General features: G+C 48.4%; 21 protein-coding genes and 1 pseudogene. 12 read left to right on the top strand and 10 right to left on the bottom strand.

Annotated features, from left to right (window positions below; translation table 11 throughout):
* Positions 1-74: 74 nt before the first annotated feature.
* Entirely contained in the window at positions 75-638 is a 564-nt protein-coding gene (locus tag C7M51_RS22195; RefSeq protein ID WP_160623818.1) for a hypothetical protein, read from the top strand.
* Positions 639-1,223: 585 nt separating this feature from the next.
* On the opposite strand, the gene C7M51_RS22190 is transcribed toward C7M51_RS22195, so the two are convergent.
* Positions 1,224-2,156 (bottom strand): S-4TM family putative pore-forming effector, encoded by a 933-nt coding sequence (locus C7M51_RS22190; protein ID WP_160623817.1) that lies wholly within the window; start codon positions 2,154-2,156, stop codon positions 1,224-1,226.
* Positions 2,157-2,159: 3 nt separating this feature from the next.
* Positions 2,160-3,155, bottom strand: coding sequence for a nucleotidyltransferase family protein (locus C7M51_RS22185; protein WP_160623816.1), 996 nt, complete (start codon positions 3,153-3,155; stop codon positions 2,160-2,162).
* A gap of 518 nt (positions 3,156-3,673) precedes the next feature.
* Here C7M51_RS22185 and C7M51_RS22180 point away from each other — a divergent pair.
* From C7M51_RS22180 to C7M51_RS22170, 3 genes are all read left to right on the top strand, one after another.
* Entirely contained in the window at positions 3,674-4,006 is a 333-nt protein-coding gene (locus tag C7M51_RS22180) for a hypothetical protein (protein ID WP_160623815.1), read from the top strand.
* A gap of 30 nt (positions 4,007-4,036) precedes the next feature.
* Positions 4,037-4,363, top strand: coding sequence for a hypothetical protein (locus tag C7M51_RS22175; protein WP_160623814.1), 327 nt, complete (start codon positions 4,037-4,039; stop codon positions 4,361-4,363).
* Between the two features lie 553 nt (positions 4,364-4,916).
* On the top strand, positions 4,917-6,188 hold the full coding sequence (locus tag C7M51_RS22170) for a colicin-like pore-forming protein (protein ID WP_160623813.1): 1,272 nt from the start codon (positions 4,917-4,919) through the stop codon (positions 6,186-6,188).
* Positions 6,189-6,205: 17 nt separating this feature from the next.
* Here the strand turns inward: C7M51_RS22170 and C7M51_RS22165 are convergent, their stop codons facing one another.
* The 4 genes from C7M51_RS22165 to vapB form a co-directional block, all read right to left on the bottom strand.
* Positions 6,206-6,550 carry a colicin E1 family microcin immunity protein gene (locus C7M51_RS22165; protein ID WP_160250113.1) on the bottom strand — a complete coding sequence of 115 codons (345 nt, stop codon included), beginning with the start codon at positions 6,548-6,550 and terminating at the stop codon, positions 6,206-6,208.
* Positions 6,551-6,619: 69 nt separating this feature from the next.
* Positions 6,620-6,898, bottom strand: a complete 279-nt coding sequence (locus tag C7M51_RS22160) for a hypothetical protein (protein WP_160623812.1) — start codon at positions 6,896-6,898, stop codon at positions 6,620-6,622.
* A gap of 23 nt (positions 6,899-6,921) precedes the next feature.
* The gene (locus tag C7M51_RS22155; protein ID WP_160623811.1) at positions 6,922-7,374 is read right to left on the bottom strand and encodes a type II toxin-antitoxin system VapC family toxin; all 453 of its coding nucleotides are present in this window, start codon (positions 7,372-7,374) and stop codon (positions 6,922-6,924) included.
* Positions 7,371-7,601 carry a type II toxin-antitoxin system VapB family antitoxin gene (vapB, locus tag C7M51_RS22150; protein ID WP_160623810.1) on the bottom strand — a complete coding sequence of 77 codons (231 nt, stop codon included), beginning with the start codon at positions 7,599-7,601 and terminating at the stop codon, positions 7,371-7,373. Before vapB ends, C7M51_RS22155 begins: the two co-directional genes overlap by 4 nt.
* Before the next feature lie 619 nt (positions 7,602-8,220).
* Between vapB and C7M51_RS22145 the strand changes: the two genes are divergently transcribed.
* The 5 genes and pseudogenes from C7M51_RS22145 (at position 8,221) to C7M51_RS22125 (ending at position 11,762) form a co-directional block, all read left to right on the top strand.
* Positions 8,221-9,144 carry a FitA-like ribbon-helix-helix domain-containing protein gene (locus C7M51_RS22145; RefSeq protein WP_160623809.1) on the top strand — a complete coding sequence of 308 codons (924 nt, stop codon included), beginning with the start codon at positions 8,221-8,223 and terminating at the stop codon, positions 9,142-9,144.
* Positions 9,145-9,208: 64 nt separating this feature from the next.
* A pseudogene (locus tag C7M51_RS22565) lies at positions 9,209-9,349 on the top strand (hypothetical protein); the annotation flags it as partial.
* A gap of 95 nt (positions 9,350-9,444) precedes the next feature.
* Entirely contained in the window at positions 9,445-9,990 is a 546-nt protein-coding gene (locus C7M51_RS22135) for a hypothetical protein (protein WP_160623807.1), read from the top strand.
* A gap of 274 nt (positions 9,991-10,264) precedes the next feature.
* The gene (locus tag C7M51_RS22130; RefSeq protein WP_160623806.1) at positions 10,265-11,038 is read left to right on the top strand and encodes a site-specific integrase; all 774 of its coding nucleotides are present in this window, start codon (positions 10,265-10,267) and stop codon (positions 11,036-11,038) included.
* A 55-nt stretch (positions 11,039-11,093) separates the two neighbouring features.
* Positions 11,094-11,762, top strand: a complete 669-nt coding sequence (locus C7M51_RS22125) for a DUF6710 family protein (protein WP_160623805.1) — start codon at positions 11,094-11,096, stop codon at positions 11,760-11,762.
* 241 nt (positions 11,763-12,003) lie between these two features.
* Here C7M51_RS22125 and C7M51_RS22120 read toward each other — a convergent pair whose 3' ends face one another.
* Positions 12,004-12,933, bottom strand: a complete 930-nt coding sequence (locus C7M51_RS22120) for an Rpn family recombination-promoting nuclease/putative transposase (RefSeq protein WP_160623804.1) — start codon at positions 12,931-12,933, stop codon at positions 12,004-12,006.
* Positions 12,934-13,205: 272 nt separating this feature from the next.
* Here C7M51_RS22120 and C7M51_RS22115 point away from each other — a divergent pair, with 272 nt between their 5' ends.
* Both C7M51_RS22115 and C7M51_RS22110 read left to right on the top strand, forming a co-directional pair.
* Positions 13,206-14,411, top strand: a complete 1,206-nt coding sequence (locus C7M51_RS22115; protein WP_160623803.1) for an AAA family ATPase — start codon at positions 13,206-13,208, stop codon at positions 14,409-14,411.
* Positions 14,408-15,370, top strand: a complete 963-nt coding sequence (locus tag C7M51_RS22110) for a ParB/RepB/Spo0J family partition protein (RefSeq protein ID WP_160623802.1) — start codon at positions 14,408-14,410, stop codon at positions 15,368-15,370. The genes C7M51_RS22115 and C7M51_RS22110 overlap by 4 nt, the downstream gene beginning before the upstream one ends.
* Positions 15,371-15,877: 507 nt before the next feature.
* On the opposite strand, the gene C7M51_RS22105 is transcribed toward C7M51_RS22110, so the two are convergent.
* Positions 15,878-16,060: a ribbon-helix-helix domain-containing protein gene (locus tag C7M51_RS22105; RefSeq protein ID WP_160623801.1), complete on the bottom strand. Its 183-nt coding sequence runs from the start codon at positions 16,058-16,060 to the stop codon at positions 15,878-15,880.
* A gap of 242 nt (positions 16,061-16,302) precedes the next feature.
* Between C7M51_RS22105 and C7M51_RS22100 the strand changes: the two genes are divergently transcribed.
* Entirely contained in the window at positions 16,303-16,629 is a 327-nt protein-coding gene (locus tag C7M51_RS22100; protein ID WP_244323862.1) for a chromosome segregation protein ParM, read from the top strand.
* Positions 16,630-18,021: 1,392 nt separating this feature from the next.
* On the opposite strand, the gene C7M51_RS22090 is transcribed toward C7M51_RS22100, so the two are convergent.
* Together C7M51_RS22090 and umuC are read right to left on the bottom strand one after the other, a co-directional pair.
* Positions 18,022-18,876: a replication initiation protein gene (locus C7M51_RS22090; protein WP_160623799.1), complete on the bottom strand. Its 855-nt coding sequence runs from the start codon at positions 18,874-18,876 to the stop codon at positions 18,022-18,024.
* Between the two features lie 297 nt (positions 18,877-19,173).
* A complete protein-coding gene (gene umuC, locus C7M51_RS22085) occupies positions 19,174-20,442 on the bottom strand; it encodes a translesion error-prone DNA polymerase V subunit UmuC (protein WP_160623798.1) in 1,269 nt (422 codons plus the stop codon).
* Position 20,443 lies beyond the last annotated feature (1 nt).

The raw sequence follows: 20,443 nt of genomic DNA, 5'->3' as shown, positions 1-20,443 counted from the left end.
AGCTTACCATTCGTTATAAGTTCAGAGGAAAATGGCTGACCGTATCGCAGCTGGCTAAAGAGCTGAAAGTTTCAGTGCCTCACATTCGACGCAGGCTTAAAAAGTTCGGGGTCTTACCGGGTGATGATGTTACAACTGTGAATTTTGAGAAGACATCACGCTATAACCTCTACAGACTAAACGGAAAGTTAGTTAATCTGGGATTTCTGGCAGAGAAAAATCATGTTTCTGTAAATTTTTTAAGAATGAAATTCAAGGCGTTAGATGTGGTTCCGGGCGATGATATCTCAGGTTTAGAACTGTCTGATAAATATGCAGGTAAAATTGTTTACCGATTTAAATACCACGGCAGAGATATTAACCTCCAGGAGATAGCTCAGAAATTCGATATAAAAGTTACCCTGGCAAGAAAAAAAATCCATCGAATGGGGATTACTAATGGAGCCGATATTACTCACATTGACTTCTCTCCTGAAAGAAAAAGAAATAAATTTATACTCAACGGGAATGTTGTAACAGTAAAAGACCTGGCTGCATTACTGGACGTAACGACTGCTGTGATTTATGCGAAAATAAAGAAGCACAATATACTGCCTGGAGATGATGTTACTGAATTTTTTAATTCAAAAACTTTCTGAACCTTGCACTCATCTTAACGCCATACTTCATATGGCGTGCCACCGGCAGTTTGCGCCATTCCTGCCTGCCCTTCGAAACTGGTTGAGGTTAGTTTCTAACTATTGTTCCTACTTTGATTTTTCCCCGTCAGGCTCTTAAGCTGGCCTTAGCACGCCGGTAATCAGGGTCAGTTTTCATGCCTGGCCAGCATGTTTGACTGGTCAGGCAAAGGGTGGAAATCACGCCAGTCTGATAGCAGAGTCAAACCAGATCGTTTTCAGCCAGACTGATCACTTTCCACACGGCCCTGGTGTACCCGCTCCAGCCTGAACTGAGATGTTGGTCAGTTGATCCATCGCCTCCAGTCCCCCAGAGCCCTCCCCTTGCAGGATGAAACCCGGACATCACCACCAGTTAACTCCCGTCAGCCTCACTATTCAGCAGACAGTGGGTACGGTGTAACTGCATCAAAAGGTAAAACCGGATGCTGTCCATCTGAGGCGAAGATGGCTATGAGTTTACGCTGACATTCATTCAGGCAACCTGAATGGTTTATTATGATGTGGCTCCGGCATAAATAAACCATTTACCGGAGCTAAGGGGTATCACTCCTGAAGGTGCAATTCTTTCAGATTCGTTTCAAAGTAATCAACATAAATTCGCTCATTTTTGGGCTTCATTATCAACTGAATACCGTTAGGTACGGGCGGGCATGAGGCGCGGTAGGCGAAAATTTCATCCTGAATATTCCGGAGTGTATAACCCAGTTGCTCTTCTTCTGCCCTTCCGGAAATCCTGATGCCGGATAATTCCTTCTCAACGTACTTTTTCAGCTTCTCGCTTCTTTTCATACTGCTGCGATTATCCAGAAACTGAAGCAAGAAATAGCGGATGACCGGCAAAGTGAACACTACATAGAAAAGGATTTCATTCAGCCCGGATTTCATGGCGATGCCGTAAACAAGCATCGCGACAGGCGAGACAATGAAAGCTGAAAGATAAAACACGTGCAGCACCTCCCTGAGCGATTTGTCCCAGCCGAGGTTTTTTCCGTGGCACAGAAGCGCCATTACGGACTGCGGCGCATCATACACCTTACTGACGTACCACCCCTCATCGCCAAATCGCTTTCGTGCTTTTTCCGGACTGTCTCTGAAATATGCAGCTGCCCGGATGATCTCATCCCGGGAGATCTCCTCCACCTTCAGTTCATTGCGCCGGATGCCAAGTACCCGGCAGTCGTACATTTCCTGGATTGAGGCTGCCTTCCTGCGCAGTGCCGAAATGTGTCCGCTGATAGCAACGTTAAAGGTAAGCATTAGGAGTCCATACAACCCCAACAGCGAAGACAGCAGCTCTGAATCGACAAATCCCCGGCTTTGGTTGTATACGGTAACGAGCGAAAGCAGGAGTGGCACAATGATGCTGAAGAGAAAATTCAGCCTGTTCCAGTTTTTTACCCTGTCGTAGACACGGGCCTGCGCATACAGTAAATCCAGGTTTTCTCTGGTCGACTGGTTCGTGTAAATGGCATTCATGGTTCACCCACAGGCCGGAAACTGCGGTCCGAATACTTCACGCCACATACTGACAGCTTCCTGATGGTTCTGTTGCCGCTCAAAAATGCAGGCAACGGCAGCTTTATCTGCATCGAGGAAACATCTTTCAGATATTTTCAGACGATCCTCTGCCTCCAAGGTGTTAATGTCTCCCTGAATACCCTTCGGATCGTTCACGCCAAACAGAACGAACCCGCCAAGATAGCGGAAAAGCTTCTCCAGCTCCACTCTGACAAACTTTGAGCAAAAATTTTTGTTGCTGTAATAATTAAGGATTAGCGTTTCCAGAAGATAGGAACTCATTGAAGGCATCGTCGATCTCCGCTGCCAGTATTTAACGGCCCTGATTACATTGAGGACATTGCCCTGATTCTGAACATTAACAGCCGTGACCCTGTCCCTGTCGATCCGGGGATCAGTAAACTTCCAGTGTCCTTTACCATCCGGGATCAGATAATAGTTTCGTCCATATACATCATATCGGGTGCAAAAGCATGGCACGATATCAAAATTCCAGTCCCTGCTGACCAGCTTAAGCGTGACCGCCTCCTGGTTACGCCTTATTTCAGCCTGGGCATACTGGGCAATATTCTGCAGACGTCTTTTAAATGCATTCAAAATTTTAACGGAGCAGATGGTATTTGCACCGTCATGCCGGTACCGGTGGAGACGGGAATACGTTCCTGGTGAGATGATAATGATTTGGTTGCCCAGACTGAAGTATCGGGCATTATCACCGGATAAACCAAACATCAGGTCGATATCGTCAAGAGGCCTTATTTTTGTTCTTCTGGCAAACGATCCAAAAGCAATATGTATATCCGGATAACTGACAGGAAAAAGTCCGTCCTTTTCAAAATCATTCACCTTATAGATAAGCCAGTCCCGGCTGGCCCTTGCAACATCATTATCTTCTTTTCTGATATTTACTGTATCTTTCATCAATTCATTGAAGGCAGTCGTTACGGTAGTGGCCATAGTCAGTTCCGTGATTTTTTCTGATGAGGAAATGGCATCTGGTAATTACATTCTCCGGAGGAAACCACGCCAGCTGTCCGGATGGTAAAGGGAACCCAACCGGAATAAGTTGGCAGTAAAAGGCGGCGTACCGGACACATATTACGCAGTGGTTATCGGGTTAAGTATTTTAACCAAAAGCCCGGCAGAGTGATACCGGGTCCTGAATATGAACCGAAAAGCTGATACAGGCACGGTTTAAACTGACAGGGAAAAATAATTGTCTTCTCCGTATATCCCGGAAATATTACAGCAACAGCATATAATCTAACTGAAATTAATAATTAAAAATTAATAAGCAGGCAAAGCAGAAGCGTCAAACATGACAGAAATAAACCTGTTAACTGACCAGCTTTGCTTATATTCGCACGACATAAACCCACATTCTTGACAGGGAAAAAAATGGGGTGTAGCTTAATACTGTATATATATACAGTTATTTGTTTAATGTATTGTTTTAACTAAAAAAAGGAATTTTAATGTCTAAAGAACTTGGTGGATATGGGCCAACCGCCGGTGACTATATGGGCGGGACCGGTGGTAATCTGAACCAGCAGACCGGAAAAAGCAGCAGCGTAAACTGGGGGGGCGGATCAGGAAACGGCAATAGTGGTGGCCAACGCGATACTACCAGCAGTAGTTCGCTAAGCCAGCAGATTTCAGCCATTCAGCATGATCCGAAAATTAAACAGAAGTTGGTAGGTATTTTGTGTGCTGCAAGATTAATGAATCCCGCAGCGACAATGATCCTGAGGAGTATTTCTCCTTCAGGCATGATGGCAGTTACTATAGACGGAATTAACGCGGATTAGGCCAAAAAAGTTGGCCTGGTCGGTTTCATTATGGGGGTTGAAGCTCCTGGCCATATAGGGGCAGTTGGTGATATTGATACAGGCCATCCTCTTAATCAGTCAGGAGCAATTATTCCAGGAAGTGAAATAACCGTTGATAGCCTTGAATTCGTCCGGAGGGTATATCAAATATCTTTTATGATTTTTATGAAAGGGCGCTGGATTAATAGCAGGAGCCTGGCCTCCGGAAAAAATAAAAACTTTTCACTGGTTCAGGGAGGAATCTTGAATAAATCAGAGATGTTCAGTCTGGCTCATCACTTTGCCCGGGCATGCAAAGCAAAAAAAATTATAAGTTGTCTTTTTCGCGTGCGCTGAAAGTTTTACATGACAGAAAGAGTCGAAAAAACTGCGTGATACTTTTAAATCATGAATACTGATTTCGTTATATATCCGCGTTTCAGCTGACCGGGTGAGAAATCCGGCAGGGTTAAAGATATCTTATCGGGAACAATCCCAAATATATGAGCGGCGAAGCCATTTTTATTAAACAGGATAATACTGTATGTTAATGATGCCCGGTGGGTTTAATCAAATTTTGTCTGAAGATTATGTCGATAAAATCATTAGTATCCTGATGCTTTTTATTTACTGGTTAACTAATAAGTTTGATTTATAAATAATTGTTTCAGCTTTTCATTAAATCATTCAGGGCGCGTTATGCGTCAGGAAAAATAATTTACGTCTGGCTGCCTTTTATATGCTCATAAGCAGGGAAGGTAACTTTTTCACATGAAGACAGTTTATGAAAAAAACAGGAGGGGCAGATATGGAAAAACTATAAATAGCAACCGTAAGCGGTTTTGTGTTTTTTACTAAATATATAAGTGACTAATAATTTCTGAAATTTAAATAAGTAAGGATATATATTATGGCGAATGTTGCCTACTATGTAAATGGTGTACCCTATACCTCTGATGGTTCTGTTATTATTACGATAACGCATGGCCCACTTAAACCTGCGTCTAATCCTTCGGTTTTCGTCAACTGGCCGGGGATGAATCCCGTACCACGTGGTGCAGGTGCGATTGCTTATAATGCCAAAAAACTTTCCTTCCACGCATTATATTCCCTGCAGGAAGGAAGAAAAAAAATTGACCAGATACTGGAGCAGGCGCAAAAAAACGCCCCGAAGGAGGCCTCCAGGCTCAGGGATGAAGCTAATGCACTGATTAGTGCACTGAAAAGTAACGGGATGTTTTCCAATCCTGCACTCAGTTTTCTCATCAATGATTTACAGGATGCAGTGAATTCCCTGAAAATTAATATAGACCTGATGAATACATCGCAGCAGGCAGTAGTCAGCAAGCATGCAGATACTGAAAAGGCATTCCTGAATTTCATGACAAAATATAAGTTAAAAAACTTTATTGGTAAGCCTTACAATATGATTGACTTAGCAATTTCAACTACAGGGCCTTTTCTTATTAAACTATGGGAAAAAGAAGTTACGCCAAAGTTCAGTGCAGAAATCCAGGAAAAGAACCGGCTGGTTAATTATCTTGACCGCGTAAAAATTGCGTGGAACGACGTTATGTTAAAGAAAAAAAAGGTTGAGGACACAAAGAAAAAAGAAGAGGAAAAGAAAAAAGAGCAGGAAGCTGTCCAGGCCGCCATGAAAACCACAGCTAACTTCTATAAAGAGCTGACGGAAAAATTCGGTGACCGGTATGCAGATGCTGCCAGAGAGCTGGCAGAATCTGCAAAAGGAAAAAAATTAAAAAATGCTGAGGAGGCTCTGAAGGCATTTAATAAATACAATAATGAACTGAATAAAAAATTCGGCGCCAAAGATCGGGAGGCGATTACCAAAGCCCTGAGGGCCCTGGATCGTAACCAGATAGCCAGTAATCTGAAAAATTTCAGTAAAGCATTCGGCTACACGGGTAAGGCGATTGATTTTTATGATATTTTCATTGTTGAACTCCCGAAAGCTGTTGAATCGCAAAATTTCCGGCCTTTTTTTGTCAAGATGGAAACCTATGGAGCCGGAATGGCCGCAACGGCATTAACCGCATTCAGTTACAGTATTATGCTGGGTACGCCGTTAGGTATATTTGGGTATGTCTTAATGATGACGCTGGTCAGCGTTCTTGTTGATGAAAAACTGATGGAAAAAATTAACAAAGCCGTTGGGATCTAAAAATATATGCAAGGCTGTCAGACAGCCTTGCGTTTTCTTCTGAGGCCGATTATCAGATATATCAGACCAACCGGCAGAGCAATGACAAAGCACAACATGTAATACAGTACACAGATGGGGTTTTTGCCAACAGTGTCGACAAATAACCCCCTGTGCCAGAACTCCCGGCTGGTGAATTGCAGTGCCAGTTTCTCAAGGCCGGATTTGCTGAAGGGATAAAGTATCAGGCTGAGGACGGCGATGATTACACACAGTTCTGTGCTTAAATTAAAGCGCTCATGGAACCGGAACACGTAGTAAAGAGAAAGCAAAAAACAGGGTATGCCCCATAACTGACTTTTCCAGTAAACGCTTTTTGTCATGGCAGTTTCCTCGCCTCTTATTCCACAGTATCTCCGGAATTTATCACAGAAAAGGCATGCGTATCAGCTTCAGAGATCCCCGTAAATACAGCGCAGGCTTTCCAGCGTCTGATGCAGCTCGCCGCGTTCGCAGCGCGTCACAAAATCCCCGGCCAGCGCTGTAAACACCTCTTCTGACATAAACACCCGCAGCGCATCCAGTCCCAGGATCACCTCGCCGACCGCGGTCGCACGGGTCGAAAACATGGCGCCATGCCCCTGCCAGCCCTGCGGAATGATATCCGGATGGTGATGATAGACCGTCAGCAGGCGCAGCAGCTCAGCGAACTGCTCCCAGCCAAACGGCATGATAAACTCGCTGCCGGTCACGGTCAGGAACAGGCGGGGCGCCTCATACCAGCCTCCCGGACGTTCGCCCAGTCTTCAAGTACTAACCCCGGCACCCGCGCAAACTCCCTGACATTGTTCGTCACCAGAATCGCCCCTGCCGCAATGGCATGCCCGGCAATCGCCGTGTTGTTCGGGCCGATCGGCGTGCCGGCGAGGCGCAGCGCCACCTTAATCTCCGCGGTCGCATCCACCGCAGCGCGATCCCAGGGCAGGATGGCATCGAGGCGGGAGCAGAACGCGTCAACCAGCTGCATGTGGCGGGGCGAGGCCTTCGGGCCGGTAGCGCCGAAGCGCATCTCGGAGTAAGTGATGGCCGAGACCACAATACGGTGGCCGCGCAGCACCGCCTGCTCCAGGCGCGTCAGCACCGCTTCCGGCTGCTCGCGCATGATGAACGAGCAGATGTTCGTGTCGAGCATATAGATACTGTTCACAGGTTAACCCGTCCTTCGTCGCTGACAACATCCTCGCGCTCCGCCATAAAGTCCGGGTTTGCTTTTTCCATCTGCGCGAACGAGCCCCAGGTCGGCCGGACGGGACGCAGGATGATGCTGTCCCCTTCCCGGACGATCTCCAGCTCGCTCACCCCCTCAAAATCCAGATCGCGGGGTAAGCGGATGGCGCGGTTGTTGCCGTTTTTAAAAATGGATACGGTTCTCATATTTAACTCCCGAATAATTTGGATATGCTTGACATATCCGATATGAAGTCCATGCACCGGGTGTGCACATATGCTAAGTATAGGCAGATGTTCGGCATATGTATAGATAAAGCATATGCAGATGGTGAGTATATGCGTATGTCATACCTATGCAGATGCCAGGCATATGGATATGTCATGCCTATACTCTTTTACCTCTTTCTCCGCGCAGATCCGAAAAAAGGCAGAGCCGGATCTGCCGATCGTCGTCACCCGCCGCCCGGCCTCAGATGCTGTATATAGTGGTAATGGCAGCTGGTCATGCCACCACATGTTGTGGTTTCCGGTCAGATCGATAACCGGTCCTGCGCACCGGAAAAGGCCGCTTTGCTTATTCCGTGCGCTTGGTAAACTTCCGGAAAATTGTGAATACACTGAAAACCGGATCACTCCCGGACCGGCGTCCGGTAATTTCACAGCGTTACTTTTATCAGGGTAATAATGTGTACTTTCTCAGGTATGCATGCACTGCGGAGACAATTTTAATTTTTTACACCACCTGGTTCCCTCTTTTGCTGCAATGATTCATTATGTACTCATTGTGCCATCGAATTACGGAATTCAACGCCGGGAGGACCACGTGGCAAAAATACAGGCCAGAAACATCGAGGACGCGCTGCACGAGCGCATTGAGCAGGCGGCCATGAAAAATGACCGTTCAGTGGAGGCGGAGGTGCGCGTGGCGCTGCGGGAAAAATACATGACCCCGCCGAAAAGCAACGTCCCGCCTCCCTCGATGCGTGAGCGCTGGCAGCAGGAAACCGGCGAGCGCCTTCGCCAGCTGTTCGACAGGCTGACGGCAGATAACTGGTTCAGGACGCCAGGGCACCCTGACCGCGTCGGCGTACCCGAGCTGATCCGTCTGGCCAGACGGCTGGACGTCATGCCCGGACTCCTGATGGATATTCAGGAAGGGCACCAGCCGCTGACGCTTTCCCTGGCCGACGCGATCGCCGCAGAGTCTGACGCCAGCGCCGACTGGCTGCTCAGCGGCAGTGGCTCCCCGTTCCCCACCGTCAGCCTGGGCATGGATTATCACGACTTTTTCCTGCCTGACGGCGGTAACATCGCCCACGTTTTTGAATTTATCCGCATCAGCCGGGGACGTCACGCGGGCACCCTGCTCTGCCTGCGCATTCATCCGCAGACGCGGAGCATGGCCCTGGGCGCGGTGACCGCGGAATTTATGCTCTGCAACGACGGCACGGGCGGTACCGGGCACGGCAAACTGCTGGATTTTCTGCTGTTCCTGAAGACGCGCTGCGCCGGGCTGTCCATGAACGCGTTTGATTTTGTTCCCGACGATCCCGATTTTGATTTCTGGTCCGTTGTCGGCTGGCATCACCCTGTCTGGTTTCAGGACTTCCGCCGCCGCACGACTGCGGGCTGGCTCGCCCAGCTGCTGCGCGGGGAAGATCCGGACCGCTGGTTCCGGGGCTGGGAGCCGGACCTGGAGAAAATACGGGACACACCGTTCGGCGGCGACAACAGCGTATCCGGCTGAATTTTTAAAAACACAGAAACCAGATGAAAGCACCGATGATGAACCACAGACAGGAACGGGCGTGATGGCCACCGCCTGCAGCATCATGTGCAGGTACGGCATGAATATTTTCACCGCCGCCCAGCATATGGATATTAATGCTTACATGAAATCCGATCCGCGAATGCCGGGAACGCGGCTGCGCGGCTACCCGGGACAGTATGGCCAGCCCTCCGTCACCGCGCCGGTGATTAACCCACCGCTGAGGATCTGGCGGAGCGGAGCCAGCGGGCTGTGCAGCCTGACGAAAGGATTAAAAGGATGATAAACAGAATCAGGAGGATTGCGCGCGGATGTTGTGCGGTGGCCGCTTTATCTGGCGCGGCGTCTGATGCCGGGGCTGCAACACGGGAAGAGGTTCAGCGCCTCGATGCCGCCTACCCACCAGGCAGCGTCGTTGTATGCCGGGCCGATCTGCCGGGTGACGGCAGGGACCGCCTGCCGACCCGGCTGGAGAGCCGGGTAATCGTCGTGACCCGTACGGCAGACCAGACCGTTGGTCGTGGCACCGTCTCATGGATTACCGGGGGCCACACGAGCCCCGGCCTGACGCTCACGTTCACCGTCACGCAGAGAAAAAGTGAGTCCGGTTATTACTCGCGGATCGATCCCGCCAGCATGGTTGTTTCAATGCCGGGTGCAGGGCCGGAAGGCGAAAAACTCGTGCTCGATGGTATGCGCCAGCGCTTGCCGGCAGGTGAAGAATTTGCGCCTTTCTCACAGACAGAAATTACGGATTTTCCGTCTTATATTACCCGTAAACCGGGTGAACCGCCGATCTACTGTCACAAAGAAAAGCAGGAATGACCATGACGCTCCCGTCTTTCTTTCTGCCGCCGCCCGATTTACTCTCTTTTTCCCGTATCGCTGCGCCGAAAGCTCGGCGCTTGCTGGCACTGGCTGTGTTAAACGTTAACAGTACGAACAGTTTTTTACAGCGGAGAGTGAGATGGAGAATTCACAAGATGAAAACGGTGTGGCGACGGGGATGCCGGATGAGCCGGTTCCTGTCGTCGTTAAAGCTCGCTTGTGTGAGCCCACACGGCGGTCCGCGATATTAACACCAGAGGTACTGTGAGCTATGAGTTATCCTGCCCTTCCCGGCAATAATTCCCATAATGCGGCGCTGCCGGTGGCGTTAGACTACCCGGCAGCGCTGGCCCTGCGTCAGATGGCTTTGGCTCAGAACGAACTGCCGAAATACCTGCTGGCACCCGAAATCATTGCCTTGCTCCACTACGTGCCCGATCTGCACCGTAAAATGCTGCTGGCGACGTTGTGGAACACTGGTGCCCGTATTAATGAGGCGCTGGCGCTGACAAGAAGTGATTTTTCGCTGACACCGCCATACCCTTTCGTGCAGCTGGCCACCCTTAAGCAGCGCATCGAAAAAGCTGCCAGAACGGCTGGACGAGTGCCAGCCGGCAGTCAGACCCATCGTCTGGTGCCGCTATCCGACAATCAGTATGTCAACCAGCTGGAGATGATGGTGGCCACACTGAAGATTCCGCTGGAGCGGCGAAACAAGCGTACAGGAAGAACAGAAAAAGCGCGGATCTGGGAGATAACGGACCGTACTGTTCGCACCTGGCTGGGCGAGGCCGTGGATGCCGCAGCTGCAGATGGGGTGACGTTCTCAGTACCGGTGACGCCACACACGTTTCGTCACAGCTATGCCATGCACATGCTCTACGCAGGCATTCCTCTGAAGGTTTTGCAGAGTCTGATGGGACACAAGTCGATCAGCTCGACGGAGATCTACACGAAAGTGTTTGCGCTCGATGTCGCGGCGCGCCACAGAGTGCAGTTTCATATGCCGGAAACCGATGCTGTCGCCATACTTAAAAAAGTATGACGCTGTCAGGTATCTGTCTGCCCATGCCATGTTTTGAAAAAAATAAACAGGGACTGTGATGTTCTGGAAATTTAACCGGGAAAACACCGCCGCGATTAGCAATAAAAAACATTTTGACCACCTGCTTTCAGTCGCGGCATCTTTGCCGGTAACTGCGTTACCTGATTTCATACGGGCAGTAGTTCGCCCGCTGCAGAGTGAGTTTCTTCTTGCGGTTGCAGAAGAAGGCTCTGATGCCCGCCCTGACATGACACCAGGAGAGTTCTTTTTCTGTGATATTGGGCGGGTTCAGGACTATGCATTTATGAAGGCACATGAGCTTAATCCTGATGATTACCCACTCTCTCTGGCCTGCGATATGGTTCTTCCGTGGCCTTGGAGTCTGTCACGTTTTATTGATAATGTATCCAGTATAGGCTTAAACAAAGGAAGGCCCTGGAAGCAGGATCATTCTAACCATTATGTCGAACTGTGGCTTCCATGGCGTATTGGTTTTGTGATGGGAGGAAATCATTCGATCGCTGCGGGCATACTTGCCGGAGAAGGAACACTTATACCCAAACATGTGTGGGACATGAATTATCTGCTTGAGCGGATAAGCACTGACGGTGTTCACTGGTTTGTTGACAACATAAAAACAGAGGCGGTCAGATCTTGGCGATCCGCAGCGGTCTTTGAAACGGGACGATTTATGAATAAGGGAAACAGCAAGACGCAACGCTGACAGAAAATCAGGCCATCTGACATGGTGCGCCCTGGTAACGTCAGCGCAGAAATGGCTGACATGCTGAATAGTTTCTGGCGTCTGAGCAAATGATCTGTTCTGGCAGAAAGGCTGTAATACTGAAAGCAGGGGTGATGACGCTAGTTTAATCGCAGTAGCTGACAGGCGGAGCCTGAATGGGATACTTCCCGGCCACACCAGTTTACGCTGATGGCCCGGCTGAGGAGTCGGGAAATGGTGTTCAGTGGCGGATTTGCGCCAGTTCGTCTTCAGTCAGACCGGTCATTTTCATGACAGTAGTGCGGTCAATGCCGTTCTGGAGCATGGTACGTGCGATTTTAATAGTGGCTTCGCGCTCGCCTTCTGAACGGCCTTCCTGTCTGCCAAGCTGGATACCTTTCTCTATACCCTTCTGCTCGAGTTGTTGTGCGATGGTCATAAGTACGTCTCCGTGTTGCGGCACACGCTGTGCCAGTTCGCGTACAAAGGCTTCGGCGTCAGATGTTTCGCCTGCCTGTACAATATAGTGTACCAGCGATATCACCTGCGATGAAGACAAGTAGCCGGCCAGCAAAATAGGCGCAAGCCTGTCCACCAGTTCTGCCAGATCCCGCTGATGAATATGTTTCTGCAGCAGTGTCAGCGCCGCCATGCTGCGATGGTCAGCTATTTCCTCATCCGGAATAACAGTCACATCAACGAGTGGAAAAACACCGCTGTAGAGTCTGCCTGCCAGTTCCGGATTGTCAAACTCATCCAGCCACCGGGTAGAGTAAGGATACGGGCTGCGCTTACCGGTATAGAACAGCACCGGTATTACCAGTGGCAGCATCTTATGACCAGTATCAAGATGACGCTGCATGGCTGCCACCGCATAGCGGATCAGGCGAAATGCCATATGTCTGTCCGGCGTTGACTGGTGCTCGATTAGCACATGAATGTATCCGTCGCCGGCTGATGTCTTCAGGCTGTAAAGCACGTCGCTAAAATACTGACGAAGGTCATCCTCGACGAAAGAACCAGATTCCAGCTTCAGTGTGCTGAGATCGCAGATGGCACGCAGATCTGCAGGCAGGTGTATTTCCATGAAATCGCGTGCAATATCCGGCTGTGTCAGAAACTGCCGGAACGTAGCATCATGGGGAGTCGGTGAGCTGCTTTTCTTCTTCATTGACTCAGAACCTAAAAATGACCCCTGTACGGTATCACATCCCTTAAATCCTAAATCCTGTTTCGTCCCTGCTCAATGAATATAGAGCTTTTCCTTTCGAAAACTGGTCTGATGCATTATTACCCACTGTTAAAACCTGAGCCTAATCACTGATTACGTACAAAATTTATCTGCCTGTCATTAAAATATTGTACGTAGCTTCTTATGGTGTACCATGACGCTGTGGTTACACTATCACCGTTGTTCAGGGATTTAGCTTCAGGAGAATTTTAATGAAACGTGATTACGGCGGCGTCGGTACGATAGCTTTAAGGGCCAGCACATTGCTTAAAGAAATGAGCCGGGATATTGAAGAACAGCGTAAAGAATTTAATCTCACCGAATATCATCAAACGTATACCCGCAACGCTGTGGCGAAACTGCCCAAACTGAGTCGTCGCATCGTTGAGCAGGCCATCAAAGAGATGGAGGAAAGTGGATATGAGTTCAATAAAAAACAGGTGGGCAATGTCGAGCAGTACGCGCTGACTATCCAAAATGTCATTGATATTTATGCTCACCGTGGCATTCCGAAATACCGCGATATCCACAAAGAGCCGTACACCATTTTTGTCGTAAACCTCAAAGGAGGCGTTTCAAAAACAGTCAGCACAGTCACGCTGGCGCACGCACTGCGAGTACATCAGGATTTGTTGCGCCACGATTTACGCATCCTTGTTATCGATCTCGATCCGCAGGCTTCGAGCACGATGTTCCTGGACCATACACGCAGCATCGGGGCGGTTCTTGAAACGGCTGCTCAGGCGATGTTGAACGATCTGGATGCGGAAACCCTGCGTGAAACGGTTATTCGTCCGACAATCATTCCCGGAGTGGATGTTATTCCTGCCTCTATCGATGATGGATTTGTGGCCAGCCAGTGGGAATCACTTGTCGCTGAGTATCTGCCGGGAATGAAGCCCTCTGAAGTCCTGAGAAAAAAAATCATTGATCGTGTTGCCAGTGATTATGACTTTATTTTCATTGATACCGGACCACATCTCGATCCTTTCCTGCTGAACGGACTGGCTGCCAGTGATCTTCTGCTGACTCCCACTCCGCCAGCGCAGGTTGATTTCCATTCAACACTGAAATACCTGACCCGTTTGCCTGAAATGCTGGAACGTCTGGAAGAGGAAGGCATTGAACCGCAATTGAAGGCTAATATTGGATTTATGTCAAAAATGACTGGTAAACGCGATCATGAGACATCACACAGCCTGGCGCGGGAAGTTTACGCCAGCAGCATTCTTGACTCGTCTCTGCCTCGTCTGGATGGTTTTGAACGCTGTGGTGAATCATTTGACACTATCATTAGCGCTAACCCGATGTCCTATCCAGGCAGCGCTGAAGCTCTCAAGAAAGCGCGTACTGAAGCCGAGCGTTTCACTAAAGCCGTTTTCGATCGTATTGAATTCATCAGGGGAACGGCAGAATGAAAAAGGTTTTAGCCCGTGGCCGAACGCTGGGAAACAGCAGTTCTGAATTTGCGCGCATGCTTGAAAGCGACGGAAGCTACAAAACGTTTACGCTGAAATCAGGCAGGCAGGCGAAATTTGTCAGTACCGTGATCTTAAGCGGTGATATTGAGCGCCAGACCTACGTTGATCCCACAGTGAACGGGCGTGATCAGACTATGTTGACGCCTGAATCTGTCAGCGACATCAGTCGTACAATCAAACTTCAGCAGTTTTTCCCGGCTATTGGCCGTGAGATAAATGGCCGAATCGAAATACTCGATGGAACCCGTCGTCGGGCTGCCTGCATTTTTAATCAGGTTAAATTTGAAGTTCTCGTTACGAAAGATGACATAGATCTGGCCGACGCACGTCAGCTGGCCAAGGACATTCAGACGGCCCGGGAACACAGTCTGCGTGAGCTCGGAAAACGCTTCGAAGTGATGTACGGTAACGGCATGACAAAAGAGGAAATCGCGCAGGCAGAAAATATTTCTCCGGCCAAAGTAACCCGTGCGTTTCAGGCTGCCTCGGTTCCTGATGAAATGATTGCCGTTTTCCCGGTAATCAACGATATTTCCCTGGCAGACTATCAGTTTCTGCTTCAACTGTCAGAGGACTCAAAGAAAAAGCAGGTGCCGGTGGTCGATCTGATGACCAAAGTTCGCCAGCGACTCAGCGAACTGCCTGAACATATGCAAGTCGATAAGGCTAAAATTTTGGCTATATTCCGGACAGAGTGTAAGGGACTCAAAGCTCCGCCTGCTAAAACAGTGGAAACTGAAAAGCTGGGCGCTTTCTCTGGCCATAACCAGTTTGCCCGTAAGAAAACGAATTCCCAGAAACGGCTCGTCATTTATGAGTTTTCCCGTTTGCCTGCTGAGATACAGGCTGAAATCGATGAAGCGATCAAAAAAATAGTCGAAAAGACGTCCCTCTGAAGCTGTGCCGGAAACATAAAAGGATGCCATTGGACATCCTTTTCACTTAAAAATTACCAGGCCAATTTCACATGTAATTCATTGAATAAGGCGGTTATTTTTCTTTTCTTTCATACTGAAATTACCACGATTAACGTACCTCATCAGCGCTTTTACGCCTGGTTACCGGTTGTCCTGCAGCCGTGTTTTAATACGGCTCCACAGGAAAGTAATTTTTACCGCTTATGACGGAACGTGAAATTGCTTACGTCTGATTACCACAGCCCTTTACTCAGTTTTATCCTTTGCCTTAATCTGCATAACCGTGCTGTTTGAAGGCTAGCAAATGCAGGCTGAAAGGTATCTGAATATCTACAAATCACACGTTATTCAATGCGGGGTTGTCCGCTGTTCCTGAAGACGTCGCGCAGCACCTGATGCGTTTATATATTTCTGAGCTGAAACTTTTCATGCTTAAGTGAACAGGACTGACGCTGTTATCAGCCTCATCAGCTTTATTCTCAGCAATCAATTCTGCTCATCTGAAGGTATGGTCAGAGCATGCTTTTTAAGTAGATCTTCGATTGCCTCGTCTAACAAACGGCTCTTGGGAATGCGGCTTTTACGCGACAACTCATCGAACAGAGGTACAAGTCTATTATCCAGTGATGAAGTAAAACGTTTACGATTTTTCAGATATGGCTCAGCCATAGGTTGCCTGTCCTGTTACTGTCAAACCGTTAGTGTATGGCGCACAAAAATAGAATAAAGTGGTTGCACATAGGCACTATATAATGATTATATGATGCTTGGTTATTCGTCCAAACCAGGGAAATTAAAGCCGCCATCAAGAGCGGCTTCTTTGCCTGTCAAATCATCCTCAAATTCATCCCTGTTGATGTGTCACATCATTTAAGATAAGTTCTGGTTATAATCGTAAAATAGGGTGGTTCATGGAAGATTCAGATACTCTTAAGTCCGTAATGCGCCTGTCTGGTATTCAGAAGGACATATTATTTGTTTTATACGGATTCAGTGAACATCAGGCGGGTCCAGTGCCTGCGATATGGCTTCTGGATATCCTCAACAAAAATCGCCAGCAGGTAGTGGCCGATACAAATTTTCGTCGTTCATGCCATACGCTGGTTAAGCACGGATTACTCTGTAAGTTCCGCAATCAAAAGTCGCTCCATCTCGCGTTCAGCCTGACACCTTTGGGCCTGATAACTGCAGGAAAAATATATAAGGAACGGATGAGCACGATTCAGGAAGAGGGGTGAGCCTGAATCCGGAAGGAGGCATCAGCTTGCCTGATGGCTTATTCCGGATTGGACAAGTCCGGCACGGGCCGGACGCGTCAGCTGTCAGGAAGAGGGCATGGTAACAATAACTAACCACACCGATAAACATTACCAATGATCAGTTTTAATGAGCATTTAAAACTTTTAGCGAGCGCTATGAACTTAACCAGGCGGGATATCGCAGAGATCGTTGAGTTGGGAGGCGTGAGTGTTTCTAAAAGCCGTGCAGATATGTGGATGAGAAACCCTGCTTCAACAAAGATTAATGTAAGGGGCACTCGATCGTCACTTTACAGGGAGATGACGGAAGAAGAATTCACTGCGTTTTGTGCAGGACTAAAGCCCTGGCTGAATGAGCTCCGCTAATTCACCATTCCACTAAGGACACCGGTCATGGCAGTTAGTCATATAATATTGCCGGACGATACGGTGCAGAACATTTTCAAATAAAGGAAAAAGTACGTATGTCCAGCATATATATCGTAGGTGATGGCTTTCAATAATACAATATGACAAAAGCTGCATATCCTGTTATGCCTGTAAATTTAATAATCCAAATGGTAAGGATAAATCATGGTCAGCATAAAGATGTGATTTTTTTGAAAATCTTTTAAAATCATTGGCTTACATTGATTTAATATGATACATCACAAGAGCCAAATTACTTTAAGGCAACATAATACATACGATTTTATATAGCTTAGAAAGCTATATAAAAAGAATTTGAAAGATAGCAGTACCGAATTTTAGTAATCCATGTATTTTTTAAAAAAACCGTGATTATTAGTGTGTTAAACCAATTCGGTACGAATTTTAAATTTACTGAAAATACATCAATCCCCCGTCGCTCGACATATCCCATACAGATGTGGGAAAGACATCAACATCAGGAGCGGGACACATGCCTGGCCGATGTGGGAAACACATCAACATCAGCACCGGGACACATGCCTGCCAGATGTGGGAAACACATCAACATCAGGAGCGGGCACATGTCTGTCAGATGTGGGAAATACGTCAACTTTACGAGTTGAACACAATTCTCACGGGTATGGGAAACACATCAACTTTTCAGGCTGGATTCAGTTAACCCGGGTATGGGAAACACATCAACATCATGTCGAGGCCGGTATAAGTACCTTCCACAGAAGCGCGGCCCCGGCTGTTGGTCAGGTGGCCGGGCTTTTTGTTCGGCTGCGTGATGATATTTCTGTCCAACCATGTGGGAAACAGGTCAAGTCTGAAACCGGCTGTGTGGGAAACAGGTCAAGTTCGGGCAAACTGCAGAGCCAGGGAAGCGCCATATCAGGTCAGGTTGATGTTCTAATATGGGAAAAAGGTCAACTTAATGGAGCACTGTGCACAGGGCTGTTATTTTCCAAGAGGCTTGTCCATGACAGAAAAAAGAATTCTCCCGTCTTCCTCAATCCGGTAACTTACCTTAAGAGGTGTTTTTTCGTTGATCTTCTTGATGGCGGGCTCCAGAAATGTGCGCTTCATTTCAGCCTTGTTATGACGCTGTGACGCTGGCAGAACAAAGCGTTCACAGAGCCAGTCATGAGAGGTAATCCATGTGCCGGTGCTGCGAAACTGGCACAGGCTTTCGTATAAACGTATAACCCGCACACTGTTAAGCTGGCCACAATCGTACAGAGAATAGGTAGTGAACTGAGATGAAAGTCCGACAAGGAAAGGCATCACCTTATAGTTGAATTCGATCTGCCAGACCCCGCGCCCCTTTTTCAGACCCGCCTCCGAAAGCCACGGTCGCTCAATCTGCTCAAATTCCCCTTCACGCGGATAAAAAACCACTACCGACTGACCAAGTGCTTTGACGCCAGCCCGGACATCCCTGCTGGCTACCGCAGTAGCAACGTTGAAATATTTTACGTAGTCCGAGACGCTGACATTAAACAGTGGCAGGACGTCATCGTCCATATCTTCAACATTGTCACGAAAATAGGCCTGCAGCAGGCACAGCCAGAGTACACGTTTTGCCTGAAGGGGCAGGTAATACGCAGCCTCAGTTAATTCGTTCGACTGTTTAATGTTCGCTTTTTTCTTATACGTGCGTAAAACAGTTGATGGAATTCCCTTCATTTCCGTTCCGGTACCTGTGGGCAGAAAAATATTCGCCCATAATGGCAGACTGACTGTAAAAATCAACGGAAAGTCGGGTTTATCCACAGGTGGATAAACTGCCCACGAAGTTGATGTCTTTCCCATATCAACTTGACGTATTACCCATAAGAAGTGATCGGATTCCCACAATGAGTTGATTATTTTCCCACATTGAATGAACCTGTTTCCCATAATGACCCGGCTGAAAAGCACGCCACATGCGGGCTGGCACAGGCTTAAAAGGATAAAAAGCTAAAAAGAAAGTAAAAAGGTATTAAAAAATGGAAGGGGGATAAGTGGACAAACCGGACTCTGCAAATGACTACCGCCCTCGCTTCGCTCGGTTGGTCAACGGCGGCACCGGCCTCAGAACAAGTTCTGAGACCTCCCGCCGTTCTCTCTTCACAGACGTGCTACAGGTAACTCGTCCCACCGGGTTGTGTAACCTGGAGAAAGCAGCTGGCGTTTCATCTGCCACTCAGGAGAAATACCCTGTCCTGCAAACCATACCGAACCACGTCCGTTCAGATTGATTGCATCGATAACCGACATCAGCTGTGCACTGTTTGCCTGCGGCTGATAGTCATCAAACAACTGCAACTGAGCGGCAGGATCAGTTATGAAGTCGCCCAGCATAACGCCCGCTTTCGCATAACGGTATCCGGGACGCCAGATACGATCGAGGCTCCTGGCCGCAGCGCCAATAATATCGCGTGTGTCCTGTGACGCCAGGACCAGACGCTCGCTGGCGACATTTGCATAGAACGGATCATCACCAAATGATGCAGTTTTAATAAAAACGGCAATATTTAGACAATACTGCCTTTCAGAGCGCAGTTTTTCAGCAGCTCTTTCAGCGAAACGACAAACAGCCTGCCTGACTGACTCATATGACTCCGTTCTGGTACCGAATGAACGACTGCAAACGATCTGCTGTTTTGGAACTGGCGCATCAGCCAGACTGATACATGATTCTCCCCGCAGTTCCCTGACCGTTCGCTCAAGAACAACGCCGAAATGTTTACGTATAAACCGGGTATCAGCGCCTGAAAGCTCGAGAGCAGTTGATATGCCCATCCGGGCCAGTTTCTTACTGATCCGCTGACCACAGCCCCAGATCTCTTCCACCGGCTGCAGGGAGAGTAATTTTTCAGTCCGGCGCGGGTTTCCGGGTTCAAGCGCCAGAATGCCATTAAACTGGGGCCAACGTTTTGTCGCCCACTGGGCGGATTTTGCCAGCGTTTTGGTTGGTCCCATTCCAACTCCAACCGTCAGGCCTGTATGGCTCTTTACGGTATGACGTACCTGGCGACCAAAATCTTCACAGGGTAAACAGTTACTGATGCCACCGACGTCCAGAAAACATTCGTCAATGCTGTAAATTTCGGTTCGTGGTGCGAGCGACTCCAGTATCTGCATCACCCGGCACGACATGCTGGCATATAACGCATAGTTGCTCGAGAAACAGTGAATTTTTTCAGGAAAGGATTTTGCGCGCAGCTGAAACCAGGGTTCGCCCATTTTTACACCGAGGCGTCTGGCCAGCGCGCTCCGGGCAATTACGCAGCCGTCATTGTTACTGAGCACCACAATGGCCTTGTCCCGGAGATCGGGACGAAACACCTGTTCACATGAGGCATAGAAGCTGTTTACGTCCGCAAGTGCAAACATG

Source organism: Mixta intestinalis (assembly GCF_009914055.1).
Classification (GTDB): domain Bacteria; phylum Pseudomonadota; class Gammaproteobacteria; order Enterobacterales; family Enterobacteriaceae; genus Mixta; species Mixta intestinalis.
Note: the sequence above shows the minus strand (reverse complement) of the source record. Positions and strands in the feature narration are given on the sequence as shown.

Coding starts and splice junctions, on each gene's coding strand:
- C7M51_RS22115 (WP_160623803.1), top strand. CDS start 13,206: ATGAAACGTGATTACGGCGGCGTCGGTACGATAGCTTTAAGGGCCAGC.
- C7M51_RS22135 (WP_160623807.1), top strand. CDS start 9,445: ATGATAAACAGAATCAGGAGGATTGCGCGCGGATGTTGTGCGGTGGCC.
- C7M51_RS22105 (WP_160623801.1), bottom strand. CDS start 16,060: ATGGCTGAGCCATATCTGAAAAATCGTAAACGTTTTACTTCATCACTG.
- C7M51_RS22160 (WP_160623812.1), bottom strand. CDS start 6,898: ATGCCGTTTGGCTGGGAGCAGTTCGCTGAGCTGCTGCGCCTGCTGACG.
- C7M51_RS22090 (WP_160623799.1), bottom strand. CDS start 18,876: ATGGGAAAGACATCAACTTCGTGGGCAGTTTATCCACCTGTGGATAAA.
- C7M51_RS22170 (WP_160623813.1), top strand. CDS start 4,917: ATGGCGAATGTTGCCTACTATGTAAATGGTGTACCCTATACCTCTGAT.
- C7M51_RS22175 (WP_160623814.1), top strand. CDS start 4,037: ATGGGGGTTGAAGCTCCTGGCCATATAGGGGCAGTTGGTGATATTGAT.
- C7M51_RS22165 (WP_160250113.1), bottom strand. CDS start 6,550: ATGACAAAAAGCGTTTACTGGAAAAGTCAGTTATGGGGCATACCCTGT.
- C7M51_RS22100 (WP_244323862.1), top strand. CDS start 16,303: ATGGAAGATTCAGATACTCTTAAGTCCGTAATGCGCCTGTCTGGTATT.
- C7M51_RS22180 (WP_160623815.1), top strand. CDS start 3,674: ATGTCTAAAGAACTTGGTGGATATGGGCCAACCGCCGGTGACTATATG.
- umuC (WP_160623798.1), bottom strand. CDS start 20,442: ATGTTTGCACTTGCGGACGTAAACAGCTTCTATGCCTCATGTGAACAG.
- C7M51_RS22120 (WP_160623804.1), bottom strand. CDS start 12,933: ATGAAGAAGAAAAGCAGCTCACCGACTCCCCATGATGCTACGTTCCGG.
- C7M51_RS22190 (WP_160623817.1), bottom strand. CDS start 2,156: ATGAATGCCATTTACACGAACCAGTCGACCAGAGAAAACCTGGATTTA.
- vapB (WP_160623810.1), bottom strand. CDS start 7,601: ATGAGAACCGTATCCATTTTTAAAAACGGCAACAACCGCGCCATCCGC.
- C7M51_RS22110 (WP_160623802.1), top strand. CDS start 14,408: ATGAAAAAGGTTTTAGCCCGTGGCCGAACGCTGGGAAACAGCAGTTCT.
- C7M51_RS22185 (WP_160623816.1), bottom strand. CDS start 3,155: ATGGCCACTACCGTAACGACTGCCTTCAATGAATTGATGAAAGATACA.
- C7M51_RS22130 (WP_160623806.1), top strand. CDS start 10,265: ATGAGTTATCCTGCCCTTCCCGGCAATAATTCCCATAATGCGGCGCTG.